General features: G+C 52.5%; 21 protein-coding genes and 1 tRNA gene. 8 read left to right on the top strand and 14 right to left on the bottom strand.

The genetic code is table 11. The annotated features are described in order from the left end of the window. Positions 1-77: 77 nt before the first annotated feature. The 4 genes from HYU99_01785 to HYU99_01770 form a co-directional block, all read right to left on the bottom strand. Complete coding sequence (locus tag HYU99_01785) at positions 78-2303, bottom strand: PEGA domain-containing protein (GenBank protein ID MBI2339082.1); 2226 nt, start codon at positions 2301-2303, stop codon at positions 78-80. 48 nt (positions 2304-2351) lie between these two features. After that, complete coding sequence (locus HYU99_01780) at positions 2352-2576, bottom strand: DUF2281 domain-containing protein (protein ID MBI2339081.1); 225 nt, start codon at positions 2574-2576, stop codon at positions 2352-2354. A 217-nt stretch (positions 2577-2793) separates the two neighbouring features. Next, entirely contained in the window at positions 2794-2931 is a 138-nt protein-coding gene (locus HYU99_01775; GenBank protein MBI2339080.1) for a hypothetical protein, read from the bottom strand. A 66-nt stretch (positions 2932-2997) separates the two neighbouring features. Further along, entirely contained in the window at positions 2998-3210 is a 213-nt protein-coding gene (locus tag HYU99_01770) for a hypothetical protein (GenBank protein MBI2339079.1), read from the bottom strand. Between the two features lie 163 nt (positions 3211-3373). Between HYU99_01770 and HYU99_01765 the strand changes: the two genes are divergently transcribed. From HYU99_01765 to HYU99_01745, 5 genes are all read left to right on the top strand, one after another. Beyond that, entirely contained in the window at positions 3374-4531 is a 1158-nt protein-coding gene (locus HYU99_01765; GenBank protein ID MBI2339078.1) for an ATP-binding protein, read from the top strand. Between the two features lie 39 nt (positions 4532-4570). Further along, positions 4571-5476, top strand: coding sequence for a hypothetical protein (locus tag HYU99_01760; GenBank protein MBI2339077.1), 906 nt, complete (start codon positions 4571-4573; stop codon positions 5474-5476). A gap of 50 nt (positions 5477-5526) precedes the next feature. After that, positions 5527-6840 (top strand): tetratricopeptide repeat protein, encoded by a 1314-nt coding sequence (locus tag HYU99_01755; GenBank protein MBI2339076.1) that lies wholly within the window; start codon positions 5527-5529, stop codon positions 6838-6840. Positions 6841-6916: 76 nt separating this feature from the next. After that, positions 6917-7903 (top strand): FHA domain-containing protein, encoded by a 987-nt coding sequence (locus HYU99_01750; GenBank protein MBI2339075.1) that lies wholly within the window; start codon positions 6917-6919, stop codon positions 7901-7903. A 62-nt stretch (positions 7904-7965) separates the two neighbouring features. Beyond that, entirely contained in the window at positions 7966-8853 is an 888-nt protein-coding gene (locus HYU99_01745) for a 50S ribosomal protein L11 methyltransferase (GenBank protein ID MBI2339074.1), read from the top strand. On the opposite strand, the gene HYU99_01740 is transcribed toward HYU99_01745, so the two are convergent. Further along, entirely contained in the window at positions 8850-9110 is a 261-nt protein-coding gene (locus HYU99_01740) for a hypothetical protein (GenBank protein ID MBI2339073.1), read from the bottom strand. The two genes, HYU99_01745 and HYU99_01740, sit on opposite strands and share 4 nt — an antisense overlap. Before the next feature lie 17 nt (positions 9111-9127). On the opposite strand from HYU99_01740, the gene HYU99_01735 reads away from it, so the two are divergent. Then, positions 9128-9787 (top strand): DedA family protein, encoded by a 660-nt coding sequence (locus HYU99_01735; GenBank protein MBI2339072.1) that lies wholly within the window; start codon positions 9128-9130, stop codon positions 9785-9787. Between the two features lie 27 nt (positions 9788-9814). Here the strand turns inward: HYU99_01735 and HYU99_01730 are convergent, their stop codons facing one another. From HYU99_01730 to HYU99_01700, 7 genes are all read right to left on the bottom strand, one after another. Further along, positions 9815-11530, bottom strand: a complete 1716-nt coding sequence (locus HYU99_01730) for a hypothetical protein (GenBank protein MBI2339071.1) — start codon at positions 11528-11530, stop codon at positions 9815-9817. Between the two features lie 14 nt (positions 11531-11544). After that, positions 11545-13893: an FG-GAP repeat protein gene (locus HYU99_01725; GenBank protein MBI2339070.1), complete on the bottom strand. Its 2349-nt coding sequence runs from the start codon at positions 13891-13893 to the stop codon at positions 11545-11547. 255 nt (positions 13894-14148) lie between these two features. Further along, on the bottom strand, positions 14149-14553 hold the full coding sequence (locus HYU99_01720; GenBank protein MBI2339069.1) for a hypothetical protein: 405 nt from the start codon (positions 14551-14553) through the stop codon (positions 14149-14151). Positions 14554-14633: 80 nt separating this feature from the next. Beyond that, positions 14634-14706, bottom strand: a tRNA-Ala gene (locus HYU99_01715). A gap of 352 nt (positions 14707-15058) precedes the next feature. Further along, positions 15059-15457, bottom strand: a complete 399-nt coding sequence (locus HYU99_01710; protein ID MBI2339068.1) for a PIN domain-containing protein — start codon at positions 15455-15457, stop codon at positions 15059-15061. Next, positions 15450-15650, bottom strand: a complete 201-nt coding sequence (locus tag HYU99_01705; GenBank protein MBI2339067.1) for a type II toxin-antitoxin system VapB family antitoxin — start codon at positions 15648-15650, stop codon at positions 15450-15452. Before HYU99_01705 ends, HYU99_01710 begins: the two co-directional genes overlap by 8 nt. Before the next feature lie 273 nt (positions 15651-15923). Then, positions 15924-16535: a hypothetical protein gene (locus tag HYU99_01700; GenBank protein ID MBI2339066.1), complete on the bottom strand. Its 612-nt coding sequence runs from the start codon at positions 16533-16535 to the stop codon at positions 15924-15926. A gap of 203 nt (positions 16536-16738) precedes the next feature. Here HYU99_01700 and HYU99_01695 point away from each other — a divergent pair, with 203 nt between their 5' ends. Together HYU99_01695 and HYU99_01690 are read left to right on the top strand one after the other, a co-directional pair. Continuing rightward, positions 16739-16924, top strand: coding sequence for a type II toxin-antitoxin system RelE/ParE family toxin (locus HYU99_01695; protein ID MBI2339065.1), 186 nt, complete (start codon positions 16739-16741; stop codon positions 16922-16924). Beyond that, entirely contained in the window at positions 16921-17160 is a 240-nt protein-coding gene (locus tag HYU99_01690) for a type II toxin-antitoxin system Phd/YefM family antitoxin (GenBank protein MBI2339064.1), read from the top strand. Before HYU99_01695 ends, HYU99_01690 begins: the two co-directional genes overlap by 4 nt. A 37-nt stretch (positions 17161-17197) precedes the next feature. Here HYU99_01690 and HYU99_01685 read toward each other — a convergent pair whose 3' ends face one another. Then, on the bottom strand, positions 17198-18283 hold the full coding sequence (locus HYU99_01685) for a hypothetical protein (protein MBI2339063.1): 1086 nt from the start codon (positions 18281-18283) through the stop codon (positions 17198-17200). 11 nt (positions 18284-18294) lie between these two features. Continuing rightward, positions 18295-18834 carry a hypothetical protein gene (locus HYU99_01680; GenBank protein ID MBI2339062.1) on the bottom strand — a complete coding sequence of 180 codons (540 nt, stop codon included), beginning with the start codon at positions 18832-18834 and terminating at the stop codon, positions 18295-18297. Positions 18835-18889 lie beyond the last annotated feature (55 nt).

Raw genomic sequence — 18889 nt, 5'->3', positions numbered from 1 at the left:
CCTCCTTTTTTGAGCGTGGCAGTAAATTTTAGGAGGGATAGTAATTTTAGGAAGACAGTAAAAAAGCCAACACCCCCCTAAAGACCCTGCGGCTTCAGTTTGACAATAATGGGCACGAACTCGGTGAGCTTCAGGTTCTTTTTGATCTGTTGCGGTTCGAAGCCGGTCTTCTGGATTTCGATGCGGTAGTTGCCGAGGGCGAGGTCGGAGATGATGACCGGCGTTTTCTGTTGGGCCTCCTGATTGTTCACGTAAACCGTGGCGCCGGAGGGTTCGGTGGAAACATAAATGACCGATTTGAGCGGCGAGAGCTGTTTGAAAACCGAAAGGGCCTCCTTTTTGAGCGGATCGGCGTCGGTAATGTTCAAAAACACCTCCACCAGACCGGTGAGGGAGGCGGTTCGGTTACCGGTAGCCAGATTGGCCCGGGCCAGGCCCACCAGCGCGCGATAGTAAAAATCGGCGTGGCTCTTGGCCTGCTCAAAATAAGTCAGGGCGTTCTGGTTATTCCCCATCATAAAGTAACTGTCGCCCAACAAAAGATGGATCTCCGCCTTTTCGCGATCGGCCGCATCGAGCTTGAGCGCTTCAACCAGCTCGTCGATCGCCGGCTGGTACTGCCCCGTGTGGCGATACTCTCGCGCCCGGTTGATGAACTCCCCCACCTTGGAGGTCTTGAGCTCTATTTTCGTCTCGAACTGGGTGTTGGTCCGCATGTCCAAAGGCATGACGTTGTCGAAAAATCCCTCACGCACCAGTTTGAGTTCATGCTTGCCGAGCGGGAGCTCCCCCGTGTACGGCGTGGCGCCGATTTTTTCGCCGTCGAAATAGACATCGGCCCCGGAGGGAACGCTCCGGATATTCGCCGGAAAGAACTGGAGATCGCGCTCCGTCACCGCCAGCTCGATAACCTTGCGATCCGCATTGACCTCGACCTGCCGGTGATAGCGGATCTCGTCCACAAAGGTGCTGGAATCGCCGACGCGGGTTTTTTCCCTCAACTCGATGGTGTAGTTTCCGTAGGGGACATAAATGGGCTTGCCGTAGATAATCTCGGTGAGCTTGACCGGGTTGGCCTTGTATTTGTCGTAGGCGTAATACCCCTCCAGATAGAACGAAACGTCTCGTGGCAGTTTCTGGATTTTGATGACGCCGATGTCGGCGTTGAAGGCAAGCGGAACCACCTCCTGCCGCGGGTCGGCCTTGAAGGAAAGTTTCTGTTGGTATTTGTCACGGATGTCTTTCAAATCGAATTCGGCGACGACTTCGTATTCCTTTCCTGTCTCGACCGGTATGCTTATCTTCGACGGCGTCTGGCCGATTTCCTTCCCTTCAAAAAAGATCCGGGCCGTCGTCGGCTGGGAGGCGAGATCCAGAAAGACATTGAATTCGGGAATGAGTTTTTCCGGCGGGCCTGACTCCTGACTCGTCAGGGACACTTCCGGCGCCGGAGGCGTTTCAGGCGTTGGCGGCACTGCCGGAGGTTCTTCCGTTTTGGCGGCGACCGTCGCGGATGGCGCTGTCTGAACGTCCTTTCCATTTGGGCCAAAGAAGAGAAAATAGGACAATCCCGCGAGGGCGGTCACCACGCTGATGACGATAAACACATTTTTTAAAATATTGGACCGCGCACCGAGGACCTCGTCCTGAAATCCCAAAGCGGGATGAACGATCAGCGCCTTTTCCGCCGGCTCCGTTTTCATACTCTCCTCCCCGACATAAGCCGGTGGTGTGGTCTTTGGCGGCGTGTCTGTTGTTGACGGTGTCTCCGGTGCCTCGTTGCCTCCCGTGCCAGGGGCACTGCCGGTGTCGCTGACACTACCGGCGACAAAGGTGGCCGCTTTGGAATTTTTCGCCTCCTCGCGCCGGGCCTCCATCTCTTCCTCCTCCTTTGTGGGGGCCCTTGTCAGGAGACGAAACAGATAGATGCCGATTTTGATCTGATCGAGATTTGAAAGAGGGTGTTCCTCTCCCTCCCCGATTTTTTTCCCGTTGACGGTGGTCCCGTTCCGGCTCCCCAGATCGGCGATGGCGATGCGATCCCCCTCGATCGTCAGACGCGCATGGGCGCGCGAGACCGAGGTGTCGTCCAGGCGAACGGGATTTCCCTTGGCGCGGCCGATGAGGGACTCGCCGGTTTTAAGCGGCACGACCATCCCTTCCTCAAGGCCGGAGAGCATTTCCAGGCAGGGATAGGCGATATTCGACGCCGGAATTTTCGCCTCATACTCCTCCGGCTTGATCAAAACATCGCCCTTATCAAGCGCGATATCGTCCCGGGTTTTGTCGAAGGTTTCAGCCATGCTGGTTGGTTTGGGGAAAATGGAGTAGAACTACTTGCCCGGGCTTGATCATGAAAATTTTTCTTTTAGATCTGCAAGAGCATATTCGGGAAAACTCTCCGCTTCCATGCCGCTCATGGCGTTGGCGAGCGAAAAATCAGACCAGGCATCACCACCTCCAGCGAAACCGCTCTTTCTCTTCGCCTTCAAAAATTCAACAAAATCAAGCACCTCGGCTTGAGCCGGTTTGGGGAGTTTTTCCAGCTTATGAACAATTTTTTCGGCCAGTGTCATATAAAAACTATTAAATAACACATTTCGCTCAAAGTCAATTTCCTCAACCAGCCAAGCCGTTTATCACCGCGCCGGGGCCCTTATCATCACCGGCGACCGGGCCGTTTGAAACGCCCCCTGTTTAGATTCTTACTCCGCAACTTCTACGCATCTTGCGAAGAAGTTTGCGAACTGTTTGGTGGTCCATTCGGACCCTTTGGTTGGCGGCCCTGCCGCCTTAGAGGGAAACCGGAACGGGCATGAAGGCCGGGGCACCGCCGACAGGGACAACCGGCAGGGCGGCCGGAATAATGACTCCGGGCAGGACGGAAAGAGTCACCGACGGAATTAAAGGACCGCACCAGGGCGCGGCCATGCCTCCCGAATAAAGTCCCAACCCTGTTGCAGGGGGCCGCTGTTCATCCCATTTGCGGTGACCGGGTCAAAAGGCGAGATAGGGATCACCCCCTTCGGTCACCCTTTGCAAAAGGCGATCCGGGCTCTCCCCGCGCACCACAAAGAGATCCCCTGTGGGATTTCCTTGCACCTCCCCTGCTTTTCCCCTGGCGGGGGGTGCTGAGCCATCGGAAGCACCGGAAACATCCGGCGGAACCTGCCTTTTATTCGGATCGATTGAACCGGTTGAAGTAGCCATAAGAGTGGATTGTTTAAATCTCACTCTTTATCGGCACCTGCAAGAAAAAGTTGAGCAATAATTTATTCATTCATTTAATAATTTTAAAATTAATCCATCATTTAGGTATATTTTTCCCGTAAAATTTTCTTTATATTCCTAAAAATACGTGTATATTAGGAATATGATACCAAGAATTCTAGGCCTAACCAACTACAATGAATCGGTTTTTCTGTTTGGTCCACGGCAGACAGGTAAAACATATCTTATAAAATCAAGTCTTAAACCGGACCTTTATATCGATCTTCTGAAAAATGACCAGTACCTTCGATATTCCAAAGACCTTTCCCTGCTTCCGAAAGAAGTCGCCGCCCTCAAGCCGGAAAAACTCCTTGTGGTTATCGACGAAATTCAGCGAGTTCCGGAAATGCTCAATGACGTTCACTCCCTGATGGAATCGGAAAGAAACATCCGCTTTATTCTCACCGGGTCAAGCGCCCGAAAATTGAGAAGGGGGGGGGTGAATCTTTTGGGAGGGAGAGCCATAACGCGTCATCTGCATCCCCTCACTTCACAGGAATTGAAGGAGGATTTTTCTCTCGAGGCATGCCTGCGCTTTGGAACCCTGCCAAAAGTGGTTCTGACAAAAGATCTGCCGGCAAAAATCCGCCTGTTAAAAAGCTACGTCGAAAACTATTTGATCGAAGAGATTCAGCAGGAGGCCTTGACAAGGAATGTCCCCGCTTTTTCCCGATTTTTGGAATTGGCGGCGTTCGAGAATGGAAACATCCTTAATTTTTCCAATATATCGAGAGAGGCGGGGGTCGACTCGAAAACAATAAGGGAATATTTTCACATTCTGGAAGACACCCTTTTGGGCTTTTTTTTATATCCTTTGACCCGTTCGCACCGAAAAAAACTGGTCTCCCATCCGAAATTCTACCTCTTCGACCCCGGGGTGGCGAACGCGCTGAAGCATCAATTGTCCGCGGAACTCGTGCCTGCCTCCCGGCCGTACGGGGATGCCTTTGAACACTGGATTATCCTCGAAACACGCCGCCTTGTCGATTATCGCGAGCGGGAGGTTCAGCTCGGTTTTTTCAGGACAACAGACGGGGCCGAGGTCGATCTTATCCTGCAACAGGGCGAACGGATATGGGCTGTCGAAATCAAATCGGGAAGCCGGCCCCGCCTGGCCGATGTCGGCGGATTGCGAAGTTTTATCGGCGATCACCCCGTGGCCCGCGCCATCTGCGTTTGCCAAAGCCCCCGGCCCTATAAAGACCACAACATCGAATTCCTTCCCTGGCAGGAATTTTTGGGGGAACTTCGCCTTCTTTAACATTGACCCCTCTTTCCCCCCTCCCTATAATCGAACCCGATGAGGCCATGCGCGGTTTTTCTTCTGATTTTCACCCTTTTTTCAAACCCCGTCCGGGCGCAAGTCACCTGCTCGCCCGAGGCGATGGACGGGGCGTTGGCGAGTTATCTCAAGTTACAAGTCGCCGGACAGGAAATCCGCCTCGCGATCTTTCCGTTTCAGGACGCCTCCGGCGGCGCCTCCGATCCGACGCTGGAAAAGGGGTTCGCCCTGCTCTTCTACGAAATTCTGTACTCGCAGGCGAAAATCGGCGTGATCCACCCGTTCCTCGTCTTCAACTCCGCCTCCGCATTGGCCTCAACCGATCTTTTTGCCGACGACCGGATTATTTCGGCGGCGGCCTCCCTTGGCGCCACGCATGCCGTCTACGGGATGTTCCAGAAAAAGGGGGAACTCCTCCGGTATTTTGTCAAAGTGGCCGACGTGAATGCCAAACAGGAAATCGGCACGGTGATGGAATTTGCCGCCCAGCAGAATGAACGCTTCTTTAACGTTGCCGCCGACGCCGCCGGAACAATACTGCAACGTGTCGGCCGGAAAGGGGCGGACGTAAAAAGCCTGAAAAAATTCCAGGAACAAGGCCCCACCTTCGAGGCCTTTCGTTATTACGTGAAAGGGATGGAAAAAAGCGGCGCATTTCGGGAGGTGGATTTGGGAGCGGCAAAAGTCTGGTTTGAAAAGGCAACCATCGCCTCATATACTTTTAAAACCGCCTATGAGGAAATGGCGCGGACCATTTTTATGCTGGCGGCCATCGACAAATCGGCGGGAAAGGATCCGACATTGATGGTCGTTGAGGGAAACCAGGTTTTGGAAAGGGGAAAACTGGCGGCCGGAGCATCAAAAAAGTCGCAACTGATCGACTGGGTGGTCGGTATTCTGGAGGGGCGGACAAAAGGATGTTGATTTTGGAGCAACTTTCATGTCGGTGCGGCCGATAATGAGGGGGAAGAAGAGTGAAGACAAAAACGAGAAATCAGAGATCAGAAAGCCGAAAGCAGAAAGCAGACCATCAATCCGCTTTCCGCTTTCCGCTTTCTGCTTTCTACTCTCTCGCCTTTGCCGGTCTGTTTGTTCTCTCCTTCTCCATCTCCGCCAAAGAAAAGGCGGGCAAGCCCTCCGACCGGGCCATTCTTCATAACAACCGCGGCGTCACCGCCATGTATGAGGGGGACATGGAGCGGGCGCTCTTTGAGTTCAAAACCGCCACCGAGGTCAACCCCAACTACGTGGAGGCATGGAATAATCTCGGGCTGGCCTACAAATTCAAGGGGCAGATGGAGTCGGCTATCCAGGCCCTTCAAACGGCCATCTCGCTGGACAAAAAATATGCCTCCCCCTACAACCATCTGGGAACGGTCTATTACAATCTCGGCCGTTATGACGACGCGATTGCCCAATTTAAAAAGGCGATCAAGAACAACAGCAAATTCAGCGACGCCTACTATAACCTGGGGCTGACCTACGTCGCGATGGCGCATGCGGGCGGCGGAAATGAGAAACTCAAAAACGCGGTGGACGCCTTGAAGAACGCCACGCGCCTGAACGCCGAACATCCCTATGCCCACAACGAGCTGGCCAAGGTCTATCAGGAGCTGGGGAAGTTTGAGGATGCCATCATTCGCTACAAGCTGGCCCTCGAAATCAACCCGAAGATCTCGGATGCCTGGGTGAATCTCTCCACCCTCTACAACCAGACCGGTGAGACATTAAAGGCCCAGCAGGCGCTTAATCAGGCGATGACAAATGCCCCCGAATCGCCGTCGGCGCATCTGAATCTGGGGATTTCCTATCTGAAAGAAAAAAATTATGCGCTGGCCTTGAAGGAATTCGATGCCGTGATAGCGGCAGACCCGACCAACGATCAGGCCTATTTCAACGCAGGCTTCACCCATTTGCAAATGGGGCTGGAGGCCAAAAACAAGGGGAATGCGGGAAAGGCCTCGGGCGAACTGCATCTGGCCGTCAAGGCCTACGAGTCGGCCCTCAAGCTCAAACCAAACCTGTCCGACGCCGCCTTCAATATCGCCTTCACTCATCAGACGCTTAATGACGTCCCCAACGCCATCACCTGGTACCAAAAAACATTGAATATCAACCCCTCACACGTTCGGGCGCTCTATTCGCTGGGGCATCTGTACGAGACGCAAGGAGACACGAATAACGCCAGGGCTTATTACTGCAAGTTCATTCAGTCGAAACCCTCCGGCTATGAGACCGAGGTGAACCGGTTGAATCAACAGATCAAGGAGTGGGGGGGGTGCAAATAACCCGTGGCTCGTGACTCGTGACTTGTGACTCGCTTTTGACGAGCGACGAGATACGAAAAACGAGCGACTGAAGTTAATGCCCAAATTCGTCGTCACGGATAAAAAAACCGGCAAGGAAGAGGTCTATAACCTCGACAAGGAAACCATTGCCCTTGGCCGGACAAACACCAGCGACATCGAACTTGCCGCCAACACCGTTTCACGAAACCATGCCGAGATCGTAAAGGCGGGAAACGATTTCTTCCTGGTCGATCTCGAATCGGGAAACGGCACCTTTTTAAACAGCCGGAAACTCAAACCGCACGAAAAAAACCTCCTGCGGTCGGCCGACCGGATTCGAATCGAGGATTTCGAGATTCAGTTTGTCCTTTTGAGCCCTTCGGGAGGGGGCAAAGGGGTTCCGGAGGAAAATACCGATTCCGACATCATCGAAATCAAGATGATCAAAAAGGTGTTGAAGGCGCTGGATACGGAACATCATCCCAGCCTCGAAGTCACAGGTCCCCCCTGCGAAGGGCGAAAGGTCTTTTTTACGGATGACATTGCCGAGCTGGTTATCGGCCGCGACTCAACCTGTCCGCTTGTCATCGACAGCCCGTCGGTTTCGCGTCGCCATGCCGTCCTGCACAAAAAATGGGGAGGGGTGACCGTCACCGATCTGGGGAGCAAAAACGGGACCTTCGTCAACAACCAGAAGGTGCAGGAAAAACTCCTGAAGGACGGCGACATGGTCATGCTGGGGACGGTGAAGGCGCTCTTTCGGAACCCCGGCGAGATCAATCTGGATGAATTGAGCCGGGAGTACGCCAAAGAGGATTCGCTTTTGACCCCAAAAACAAAACCGGCCCCTTCGATCTCAAAAGAGGCAAAGGCCACTTTGGCCGAAAAAGAACCGGAGAAGGAAAAAGAATCCCAAAAAAAAGAGATGCCGCCGTCGATTCCCCTGCCGCAGGATTTCGCCCGTTTTTTGTCCCGTTTTTCCACACTGGAACTGACCTTGATGGGGGCCGGGGCGCTCATTTTTCTGGTGGCCTTCTTTAGCCTTCTGGCCCTTCTTTTCTAGAGCCTGTTAGCTATCCGCCAAAGGCGGAGAGCGTTACAGGCTCTTGTACCCGAAGGGTACCGATGCCAAACAAAATAACGGCAAAAAAAACGCGCGAAATTATCCGGCGACATCATCCCATGCTCGCCGACCGCTTTCGCACTCCTCTTTTGATTAAGGCGATTCAGAAAACGGTAAGACCCGGAGATGTGGTTTTGGACCTCGGATGCGGCGCCGGCGTCTTGTCACTTGCCGCCGTGGAGGCGGGTGTAAAAAAGGTTTACGCCTGCGACATTGATGAATCGATCCGGGTGGCCAAGAACGAGGCACAAAAACGGGGCATCAGGAATATCGAATTTCGGCAAGCCCTCTCGTTCGATTTGAAATTGCCGGAGCGGGTGGATGTGATTGTCGCGGAGACGGTGGGAAGCCTTGGGCTGGATGAAAATATCGTTCCTTCCGTGTATGACGCGCGAAGGCGTTTTTTGAAGGAAGGGGGGAAAATTATTCCGGGCCGGGTCAGGATTTTTCTGGCGCCGGTCGGGACATCTAACTCCCCCCAACCCCCTCTTAAGTTAAGAGGGGGTGAAGGGGGAGTTATGTCGGCCCCTTTCACGACCACAAAAATCAAACCATCCGAACTTTTGGCCAATCCTGCGATCTACTGGAAGATCGATTTCCAAACAATTCATGCCCTCGGCTTTGACCGCGAACTTGCGTTTCGCGCCCGGCGGGACGGTGCCTTAAGGGGATTTGCCGGATGGTTTGAGGCGGAATGGGCGCCGGGGATTGTCACCAACACCGCCCCAGGCAGACCGCTCACCCATTGGAAGCAGACTTTTTTGCCCATTTCAAAGCCGATACGTGTCGGCAAGGGCGATCCGATTGTCTTCCGCCTCCGAATCTATCCCAAGGGAGGACCCTGCTCGACCGAGTCGGCCATCGAATGGGGGTATCAAACGAAAGGTTAGTGCGAAAGCCGACGTTCAAGCTCTTTCAAAGCTAATTCAAGGACCGAAATGCGAGCTTCAAATTTGTCCCTGGTTTCGTGGAGGAGTTTGAGTTCTGCTTTAAGCCCTTCAATATCTTTTCGGATGTTTGTGCAGACAGTGAACAAGGCATTAAAACGATTTTCGATCTTGAGATCGAGCCTTGCTGTGGAATCTTCGATTTGCCGATTGAGCTGTAAAAACCACCTTTCTATTTGACTGAATTGCTTCTCTTCCATAAGAGGGATGTATCATGATGGACATTTTAAATCAACTGCCGGATATAATCCTCCATCTCGACACCCACTTAAACCAGTGGCTCGACCTTCTTGGTCCGTGGCTCTACATCGTTTTGTTTTTGATTATCTTCTGCGAGACCGGCCTGGTCGTCACGCCGTTTCTGCCCGGCGATTCGCTCCTATTCGCGCTTGGGGCACTTACGGCAACCGTGGATGCGTCGTTAAAACTTCCCCTGCTTGCAACAACGCTTGTTGCGGCCGCCATTCTGGGAAACATGGTCAACTATTCAATCGGCAGGTCAATCGGCCCCAAAATTTTCAAGCGGGAAAAAAGCCGGTGGTTTAAGCGGGATTATCTGTTGCGCACGCACGCCTTTTACGAAAAACATGGCGGGAAAACGATCATCCTCACCCGGTTTATCCCCATCTTTCGGACCTTCGCCCCGTTTGTGGCCGGCATCGGCCGGATGACCTACTTTCGTTTCACTGTTTTTAACGCCGTGGGGGGTTTGGGCTGGGTGCTCCTCTTTCTTCTGGCGGGATATTATTTCGGCAATATGCCGGCGGTGAAACGAAACTTTCACATCGTGATTCTCGGGATTGTGGTTGTGTCGCTGATTCCCGCCGTGGTCGAATACTTAAGGGCCAGGGCCCACAGCCGCCGTTTGGCGGACTGATGATCGATCCCGCGGAAGTCTTTCCGTTCATTCACCGTTTAAAACATACTCGTCATACGCCAAGGTCACGGCGCTTTCCAAAATATTGCCCACGGGACCGCCGAAGGCCGTGATCGAGCCGCCGGTATTGGTGGACGGAACTTCATAATCATCGGGATAGTCGTAGCCGTCGTAATCGGGGTATTGGGCATTGGGATTGCCGCTGTTTAAAAGATTTTGATTCGTGATCCTGAAGGCGCTGTCATGGAACTCGGAGTCCTCGTCGGGATTGTACATGATGACATTGGCATCCGGGCTGTCGCCTGACCACAAAGACTCTTCATAGTTGTTGCCCTCGAGGTCCTCGTAGCGAGCTTCGCCATTATCATAGAAATTATTGTATTCAATCGGCTCAAAACTGGTCGGGTCGCCGACGGCGGGGGTGAGTTCGCCGGTCTCCTCATCAACCGTTTGAACGACATAACCGTTATCGATGTCTTCCTGCGTGATGTAAGACCTTTGGACCGGCGTGCCGTCGATATTGAGGCCCGTGTTGCCCACAACATTGCATTGCGTGAACGTCGTGATCCCCGCATAAGGATTATCCGTGTCGGAAAGATCCACGACGGTCTCGGCGCCGTCCGAGTAGTTGTACGCAACGTCAACGTTGTGCATAACCAGATCGCCCTCCGAGGCGACCACGAGGGCGCCGCGCTCGCCATAATCGTTGTTGGCAATGATACTGCTGGCAAAATAACTCCACTGGGCATTGACATTTTCATACTCCGTTCCGACAGCTAGATCGACAATGGCCTCGGTGGTCCTGTTGTGCAGGGCCACCAAACCGATCACGAGCGTGTAAGCGGCATCAATATCGATGACCGACCCGGATGTCTGCTGGTTCATGACAACCACATCCTGCATATCCACATGGCCGGCGCCTTCGGCCTTGACGGCGTTTTGCATCCCGGCGCCGATCAAACCGTTATTCATCACGATGTCCGTCATTGTGGCATCCGCATTGCCGTACAGATGGATGCCGATGTCCTGGGTTTGGGTCATTCGGATATCATCGGCAGTGAGACTGCCGCTACCGATATCCAGACCGACCGCCAGGTTGTCAAAAGCAACACCGTCAACTTTGACCGTCCCGGACGCCGATTCAATTGCCGTATTGGCGGCAAAACCCTGTATTTTTAATTTACCGTCACCCAGAAGAGAAAGCGAGCCGCTATTGGAAAAAATGGGGGCCGTTGTGTCCAAACCGATGATCGTTGCACTGTCAACGTCGCTTTGCAGTGAAACATCGATATCATCCCCCGACTCAACCGTCACGCCGCCGTAATAAACGTCATAATCGCCTCCCGTAAGGACGATATCGCCGCTACCGGTGCCGTACGTGTCGAGGGTAGTCTTGGCATCGGCGATGGAACAACCGCCCGGCAAATAAACCGTGTGAATCCTTTCGCCCTCATCATAATCAAATTCACCGTTGTCATTGAGATCGTTGAAGTCGACCTCGATGGCGTCCGCATTGCACTGCAAATAACCAAAATCATCGGGACCGGGGCCTGTGCCTGTATCGTCATTTCCACCCGTATCATCCGGATTGGTTTGATCAGCACCCTTATCATTACCCTTGCCGCCGGAGTTGTTGCACGCGGGCAACAAAGCCAGTGGCCACAATAATTTCATGGCCAGCACATCCGTGACAGCGGGCCCCTGATGAATCGGCGGTAAATCTTTTGCATAAATGCGCGTCATAATATCTCCTTTTTTTATTCCCCCAGCAACAAATAGGCCTTTCCGGTGTCCGAACCGTCAGCGCCGTCAAAGCCGTAGGCGCCAATCACCGTATCCATGATGCCATCGCCATTCGGATCACCGCCGGTGGAGAGGGAATAACCGGCATAACTGCCGCTTGTCTCTCCCAGAATGGTCGCATCCACGGAGGCGTCTCCCAGCGTGATTTCGCCTCCCAAGTCGTCAAAATCATCCTGCGACATTCCTTTGATGAAATAAATCTTGCCGGCGTTGTTGGCGGCTTCATCATTATAATAGGCGCCGATCATGATCTCGCCGAAACCGTCGCCATCCATGTCGTCAATCAAACTTACGGCGCTTCCCGCATAATCACCGCTCGCCTCGCCATCAAAGACCATGTCCGCCCCATTTAAACTGTAAGTCCCCGCGGTATAAGAGTCCGAACCGAAGATGAGATAGGCCCGCCCTTCATTCGTGCTGGCGCCGACATCATATCCATACGCCCCGATGACGATATCCGACAGGCCGTCGGCATCGACATCCACCCCGCCCGAAATCATGTTTCCGGCGTTGTTGTTGGCGTTTTCACCGGTGTATTTCAAATCGGCATCGGCCAGGGCGTTTTCGCCTGTGTCGATGTTATCGCCGAAAATCACATAAATCTTTCCGGCCGATGTTTTGCCGCTGGGATCCGCCGACGGGGCGCCGACAATAAAATCGGCCAGACCGTCGCCGTCCATGTCGCCCGCCGGCGCCAGAGAGGTGCCGGCGGCATCATAGGCCGCCTCTCCTTCAAACGTGGCATAAGCATCGGTCAAACTGACATCACCTGCAAGGTCCCCGCCCAGGAAGAGATACACCCTGCCGGCGCTACTGTAGGTGCCGTCATAGCCCGTGGCCGACATGATGATATCGGCCAAACCGTCGCCATCGACATCCCCCGCGCCGGCAACACTGCTCCCCAGATAATCGCCCGTGGCGCCTCCAGTAAACGCGGCATCGGCGTCCGCCAGATCAAATTCCTGATCGGCAAAATCGCGGCCGTAAATCAGATAGACCTTGCCGGCCCGATAGCCGCCGTCATGATTCCACTTGGCGCCGATCAAAATATCGTCAAAACCATCGCCGTTCACGTCGCCGGGACCGGAAATCGACCAACCAAAATAATTGTTGCTCCCCTCACCTTCCATAATCACATCGGCGCTGTCGGGATCCAAGGCCCCGCTCAACCCGCCGGCTGAACCAAAAAACAGGTAGGCCTTGCCGGCGCCGCTGGCGCCGGCGTCATTCTTTGGGGCGCCGATCATGACATCGGCAAAACCGTCGCCATTGACGTCTCCCGGGATGGAAACGGCATAACCCAGCTCGTCTCCGGCGGAATCACCCTCTACCGTCGCCGTTGAGTCAGCCAAATCAATGCCCAAGTCATAACCATCCGCATCATCACAGTTGTTTTCTCTTAAATCGAAGACCTCGGCGCGAATCCCGTTCCGATGGTCGTCTTCATCGTCACAATCCGCGCCGCCAAACTCCTCGGCCAAATCTCCGTCGCCATCGATGTCTTCATCGCAGGCATTTCCTTCTCCATCGCCATCCATGTCCTCCTGGTCGGAATTGGCGGTTGTCACGCAATTATCGCAAACATCGCCCGCGCCGTCCTCATCCCCGTCGCTCTGGTCGTCCGAGACATCGGGACAGACATCCGAATTGTCTCCCACACCGTCGCCATCCGTATCGGCCGATTCGGTGGCATCTGTGGGAAAGGCATCCTCTTCATCAGGGACGCCATCCCCATCCACATCGTCATCACACGCATCGCCGGTTCCATCTTCGTCCAGATCGGTCTGGTCGCTGTTTGAATCATCCGGGCAATTATCACCCTCATTGGCGATGCCGTCCCCATCAACATCGTCATCACAGACATCTCCTTCCCCGTCGGCATCGGCGTCGGCCTGACCGGCATTCGAGTCGGCGGGACAGTTGTCGGAATTGTCTCCCACACCGTCGCCATCCGTATCGACTGATTCGGCGGCATCTGTGGGAAAGGCATCCTCTGCATCAAGGACCCCATCGTCATCCGTATCACCGTCATCATCTCCCTCATCACCATCATCCGTATCGCCGTCATCATCTTCTCCATCGGTATCATCCGTATCACCCGTATCACCGGAATCGCCATCCCCCTCATCTCCCTCATCTCCCTCACCTTCATCAGGGTTCTCGCTGGGATTTTCATCGGTGATACCGTCATCACTCGTCGAATCAAAACGATCCGGCCCCCCGCAGGAAACGGAAAGAAACGAAAAACCGGAGAGAAAAACAAACAAAACAGGCATGACGATTTTTCTGAAATTCATCATCATAATATCTCCCTAAATCATCAGCGCGCCGGTGATAAAGACGTCACCACGAGGTCATAAGTTCATTTTTTCTGTTTTGACCTCGTACTTACTTATCGGCATCCAGGAGAATTAGTTGCTAGAAAAAAACACTTTTTGGAAGAAGTAATTTTATTATCCAGTAATTATTACTGAATAAACTTAGATGACTAGACAGGGACCTCTATCATTAATATAGGAGAATCGAACTTCGGACCGGGACTTCGGGTTGGCGGCGGCCTACTCCCCCCGCCACTGATCCCACTTTTCTTCGACCGATCCGGCGCCGGAGGCGGCGACATCCTTGACCTCGTCGATGAGGTCCCCGGCCGTATCCTGGATTTCCTCCACGAGGGGCGAAAGGGCCTCTTCCCTCACCCGGCTGGCGGTCTGGCCGATTCCGGTCACCGCCTCCTGGAGCTTTTCCTTCACCTCTCCAAGCCCCTCGCTGACCTCCGTGCGGGCCATTTTTAACTTCTGGCCGATCCGTTTGCTCCGGAATTTAAGCCTTTTTTTGATTTTTTTGGCCCGGGCCTTGAGACCCTTTAAGACCTTTCGTTTCGCCTTGCTTGATGCCCTCTGTTTTTTCCGGTTACCCTTTTTTTTGGAACGTTTTTTGAGCGATTTCTTTTTCTTTTTAGGCATACAGTCCTCCCTATTAGGTTTAAAGCAGGGGGGCATTCTTGCCCATCAAAATGCCCGTGGCAACTGCTTTTTTTATCGTGTGGAGCAGAGCGGGATCGAACCGCCGACCTCCTCGTTGCGAACGAGGCGCTCTCCCAGCTGAGCTACTGCCCCATGATATCGGGGGTAAAGCCTTCGGCGCCCCCGCGCCCCCCGTTCGCTCGCGTCCGCCTCAGGCGGACCGCTCGCTCACAGGTTGCATCTCATCTGATGCGCTTCGAACATGGTTTATCAACAACGGACACCAATTCCAAGATTTTTCTATCCAGGAGAAATGCCGGTGGATAGTACCCTTCGTAATGTGCGTGGTTCCCCATCTCGCGCCACTTGGCGGAATTGCAGAAATAAAAAGCTGAAAAATAGGGGATGTTTTCTGGAGAAAACAGTGGAAATTCCTAAGCCAATTGCCGGCCGACCTGGCCCAAAAAATCGGCCGCGACAACGTGGCGAGGGTGTATGGTTTGAATTAGAAGCGAATCACCTGAATAATCCCCCGCTCTCCAAGCCGCTGAAAATAGCCATCGAGGCTTAAGAGGGGATAATGATGCAAATGGCTTAAGTAGGCTATGGTGAGGTCGGTATATTTGCCGAGCAGTCCCTTTCTGGCCAGATTCCAGCCAAAGAGATTAAAATCCTCCAGGGCATGAACTTCAATCCGAATGAGCGGCAGTGCCGAAAAGAGATTTTTGAGTTCCTGATAATGCTTTTTGCTCCCGGCCCCCACAAGAAGTTCGTGAACAATAATATCGGTCACCACGGCCTGGTCGTTCTTAAGCCCCGCGGCCAAACCGGCGGCAACCGCATCGGGGAGGCGTCCTTTAAAGAAATCGATCCAAATGCTGGAGTCGACAATGAATTTATCCACGGTATTTTTTCAGGGAGGACTGCGTCCACTTGAGGCGAATTTTACCGCGAAGCGATATCAGGCGCTCGATTTTTTTTCGGCGGATGTATTCGTCAAGCGCCACGATAATCGCCTGTTTTTTCGTCGGCACCTGCGCCAGTTTTTTAACCTTGGTCAGTTTCTCTTCGGGAAGGTCGTAATTAGCCTGGGCCATGACATCTCCTCTTCATGTACAAAAATAATCTATTTTTTGTACAGAGTCAACCGGTTGTTTATTCCGATTAATTCACCAAATTGATTTGCATAGGTTCGGTGCCAGGTACTTTTTTCAACGCAAGCACGAATTCACATTTTATGGATCAGCCCCTTTGGACAAAATCAGTTGGGTTCACCAGCTTGTGACTTAAATTAATCGGCTCCGTTAAGGTTATTCCAATCATAGGGGTAATCGGGATCAAGTTCGATCTGTGCTCCATCAGCTAAGGTTTCATATTTTCTCACTATACAAAAAATTCGGATCGGCAACGGTAGGGTTCACAAGATCGGTAGGCGTTAAATATCCGGCGAACATTGCGGTGGCGGCGACCCCTTCGGCTACAAGAGTCGTGAGTATCCTCATCAGCCCATAAGCCAAGGCCGCGCCGAATCCGAGTTCGGCCATCGAACTTGCAGAACTGTTCGCACGGGAGGATTGCGCTACCATTTGCAGTCCACCGGCTGATGCAAATAAATTGAGCGTTTGAAGCGGATGGGCGCAGGTTTTGGCGATGAGGTCAAACTGTTCTTGCACAATTGAGGACCAGGAATTTACTGGACCAGAGAATGGGTCTTTTTGGTCTTTTACTACCTGAAAACCCGTTTCTTCTCCCGCAGGAGCGGCCGGCGGCGGCGGAGGGGGGCAGTTGCCGCTTTTAAGCCATTCTCGAAAATGCGCTCTTTGCTGGTCTAATCTTTCTTCTTGAATCATCATTGCCAAGTCATTTGTTTCCCTGGTCACTGTTTTCAGGGTTATCGTTTCGATTTCACGCTCAACTGACGGATTGTCAGCCCATTTTTGAAGCGTGCTATCAAAGTCTTCAGGGCGACTACCGGGACACATATTTGCGTAGATATCTTTAAAAGGGCTGTATGGCCCTGATAGAACACTTATCGGCGAAAGTCAAAAAAAGTTGCTAAGTTTTTTTGTCAACTGTTTTCTATAGAAAACATTTCGTACGGCTTTAAAAATCCCATTTCGCCCCAAATCGGACGATCCCGGCAGCCCCATTTCGTTGATGGAAGCTGTTGCCTCAATCACCGTTGATGCAAACAAAGAATCGTAAATGCCTTAGAGGGCTGGTTGCGGGCTTTCAATTTGAAGAACCGCTTTGGGAATTGCGTATCGGCGAGTGGCGAATATTTTATGACGTCGATGAAGAAGCAAAGGTGATTGTCGTTCGGGTCGTTCGGCTCAAGGAAACAGGCAAGACAACAAAGGAGATCGTATGAAAACAGGAAGCTTGAGAGAGGTAAAGGAGCAATTAAGCAATTTTATAGCCAAGTCGCAAAAAGAGGCTGTGCTCATAACAAAACATGGCAAACCGACGGCGCTTGTCATGGGTATTGAGGGCCACGACATGGAAGATGTCTTCTACATGACCAATCCTCAATTCTGGAAAATGATAAAATCCCGGCGGGAACAGAAGTCCATTCCATGGAGAAAAGCGAAACGACAGCTGTCTTGATATCGGTGCCAGGTACTTTTTTCAGATACTTTTTTCCTCACTCCGCCGCTTTCACGTTGTAGACGCTGATACTTTCTTGACTCAAATAAACGCGCTCGTCGCCGAATTCAAAACCGTAAAAAATATGCGCCGATGGCGAATTCGGTCCGAATTTCGCCGAAACGATGTCACTTAACTTGCCTGTTATGGCGGCCTGTGAGTCCTTGCAGACAAGATTTTGAGTCCAGCCCTCTTTTGGCGCTTCACAAAATTCATGGGGAATATAACCTCCCCCAAAAGACAGGTGCCCGACGATCCAAGTGAGAGCGTAATTTTTACCCGCTTCCAGAAGAAGCGATGGACCATTGGGGCTATTGCTCGTCAGTAAATGACTGGCGAGATGTCCCTCGACATAAACAGGTTGATCATCCGCCTCAATTCTTCCCAAGGTGCGGTGAATGTCGGCGAGGGCTTCGTGCCTGAATTGCTCAAAGGCGGGATCTTTGTAAATCTTCTCCCAATAAAAATCAATCCAGGGTAATCGGACATTTTCATTTTTTGTATTCTCAATTTTGTCGGCAGTCTGATGAATACTCGCTTCGTTCTCGCCAAAAAATTTTCTTTTTTTATTTTGGATGGCCAGCAAGGCGTCCGTCAATTCGACGATTTGATTTTTATTGCGCTCTTTAACCGCTTTGAGAAACCGGACAACAAAATCAATCTTCTCTGTCACAGGTAAAGCCTCAAACGTGTATGAAAGACTGCGGATCGCCTCAGCACCCGGCCTCCAGGTGGCGTGAAATATTTTTTCAGCAGTGGTTAAACGATACCCCAGACTTGGATATCCTCCCCGATAATTGTATCGGAGAACCTCTTGATCCGGCCCTTGATAACCGTTCCTGGCCCAATCGGTGGCGGGGTTGAGCGAGACATGATCGAGATGCTCCGGCCAGGTCGTATTCTTGGCCTGCCCGGATATAAAAGCCTGACAAGCCGGTGTTTTATCCCCTCGGACATGACACTGGTCGAGCAATCTTCCTATTTTTTGCGACTCGGAATCCGGTTTAAATACCAGATCATCCACTAAGCCGTCGTTGTTGACGTCCCACCGGACCGTTACGCCATCATTATTCACTTCAGCCATAGCGCCTCCTTTTAATTCACCACATTGATATATAAAGGATATCGCAAGAGATAGACTTTACCTTCCGGCGCTTTCGGGAGAGACGGCAATCTCTGGCACGCCACACGAATGGCCTGTTCAAAGTCCGCTTCAATGCTCTGTCTGGTCGCCTCGTCGTACGGCTTTTCGCCCGGCATTATCGTCTTCATGATATTCATATCGACATCCTTCAAATGCGCCTTCCCCTGATCGTCTACAATAAACCAAAGCTTCACGGTGGGGCTAAGGGCAAGTCCGGGCCTGGTTTTTCGCATGTCCGAATAAACCCGGGAAATCCGGTCAGCGATGCCGTTATTCTTCAGTTGTTGGATCAATGCGTCATTTGCCTGTCCGGGAGCGGAAACGACATTACTTTCACGTTCCGGAGAAAACGCCACCTTCTGGTTTTTGCCGTCACTGCCAAGGTCAGGGGGCAAAATGGGGTCATCAACGCTGTTTCTTCCGTGGGTGGGAACCATGATATCATCTGTTGGAGCCGCTTGGTTCGGCTCTGCGGCAACGGGCTCGGCCACCAACTCCTCCATGTAAATTCTGAATGGCCGCATTGTTTTTCGGTCGACATAACTC

The organism is Deltaproteobacteria bacterium (genome assembly GCA_016183175.1).
Lineage (GTDB): Bacteria > UBA10199 > UBA10199 > UBA10199 > SBBF01 > JACPFC01.
The sequence above is the reverse complement of the archived record's forward strand: the minus strand, read 5'-3'. Positions and strand labels throughout refer to the sequence as shown.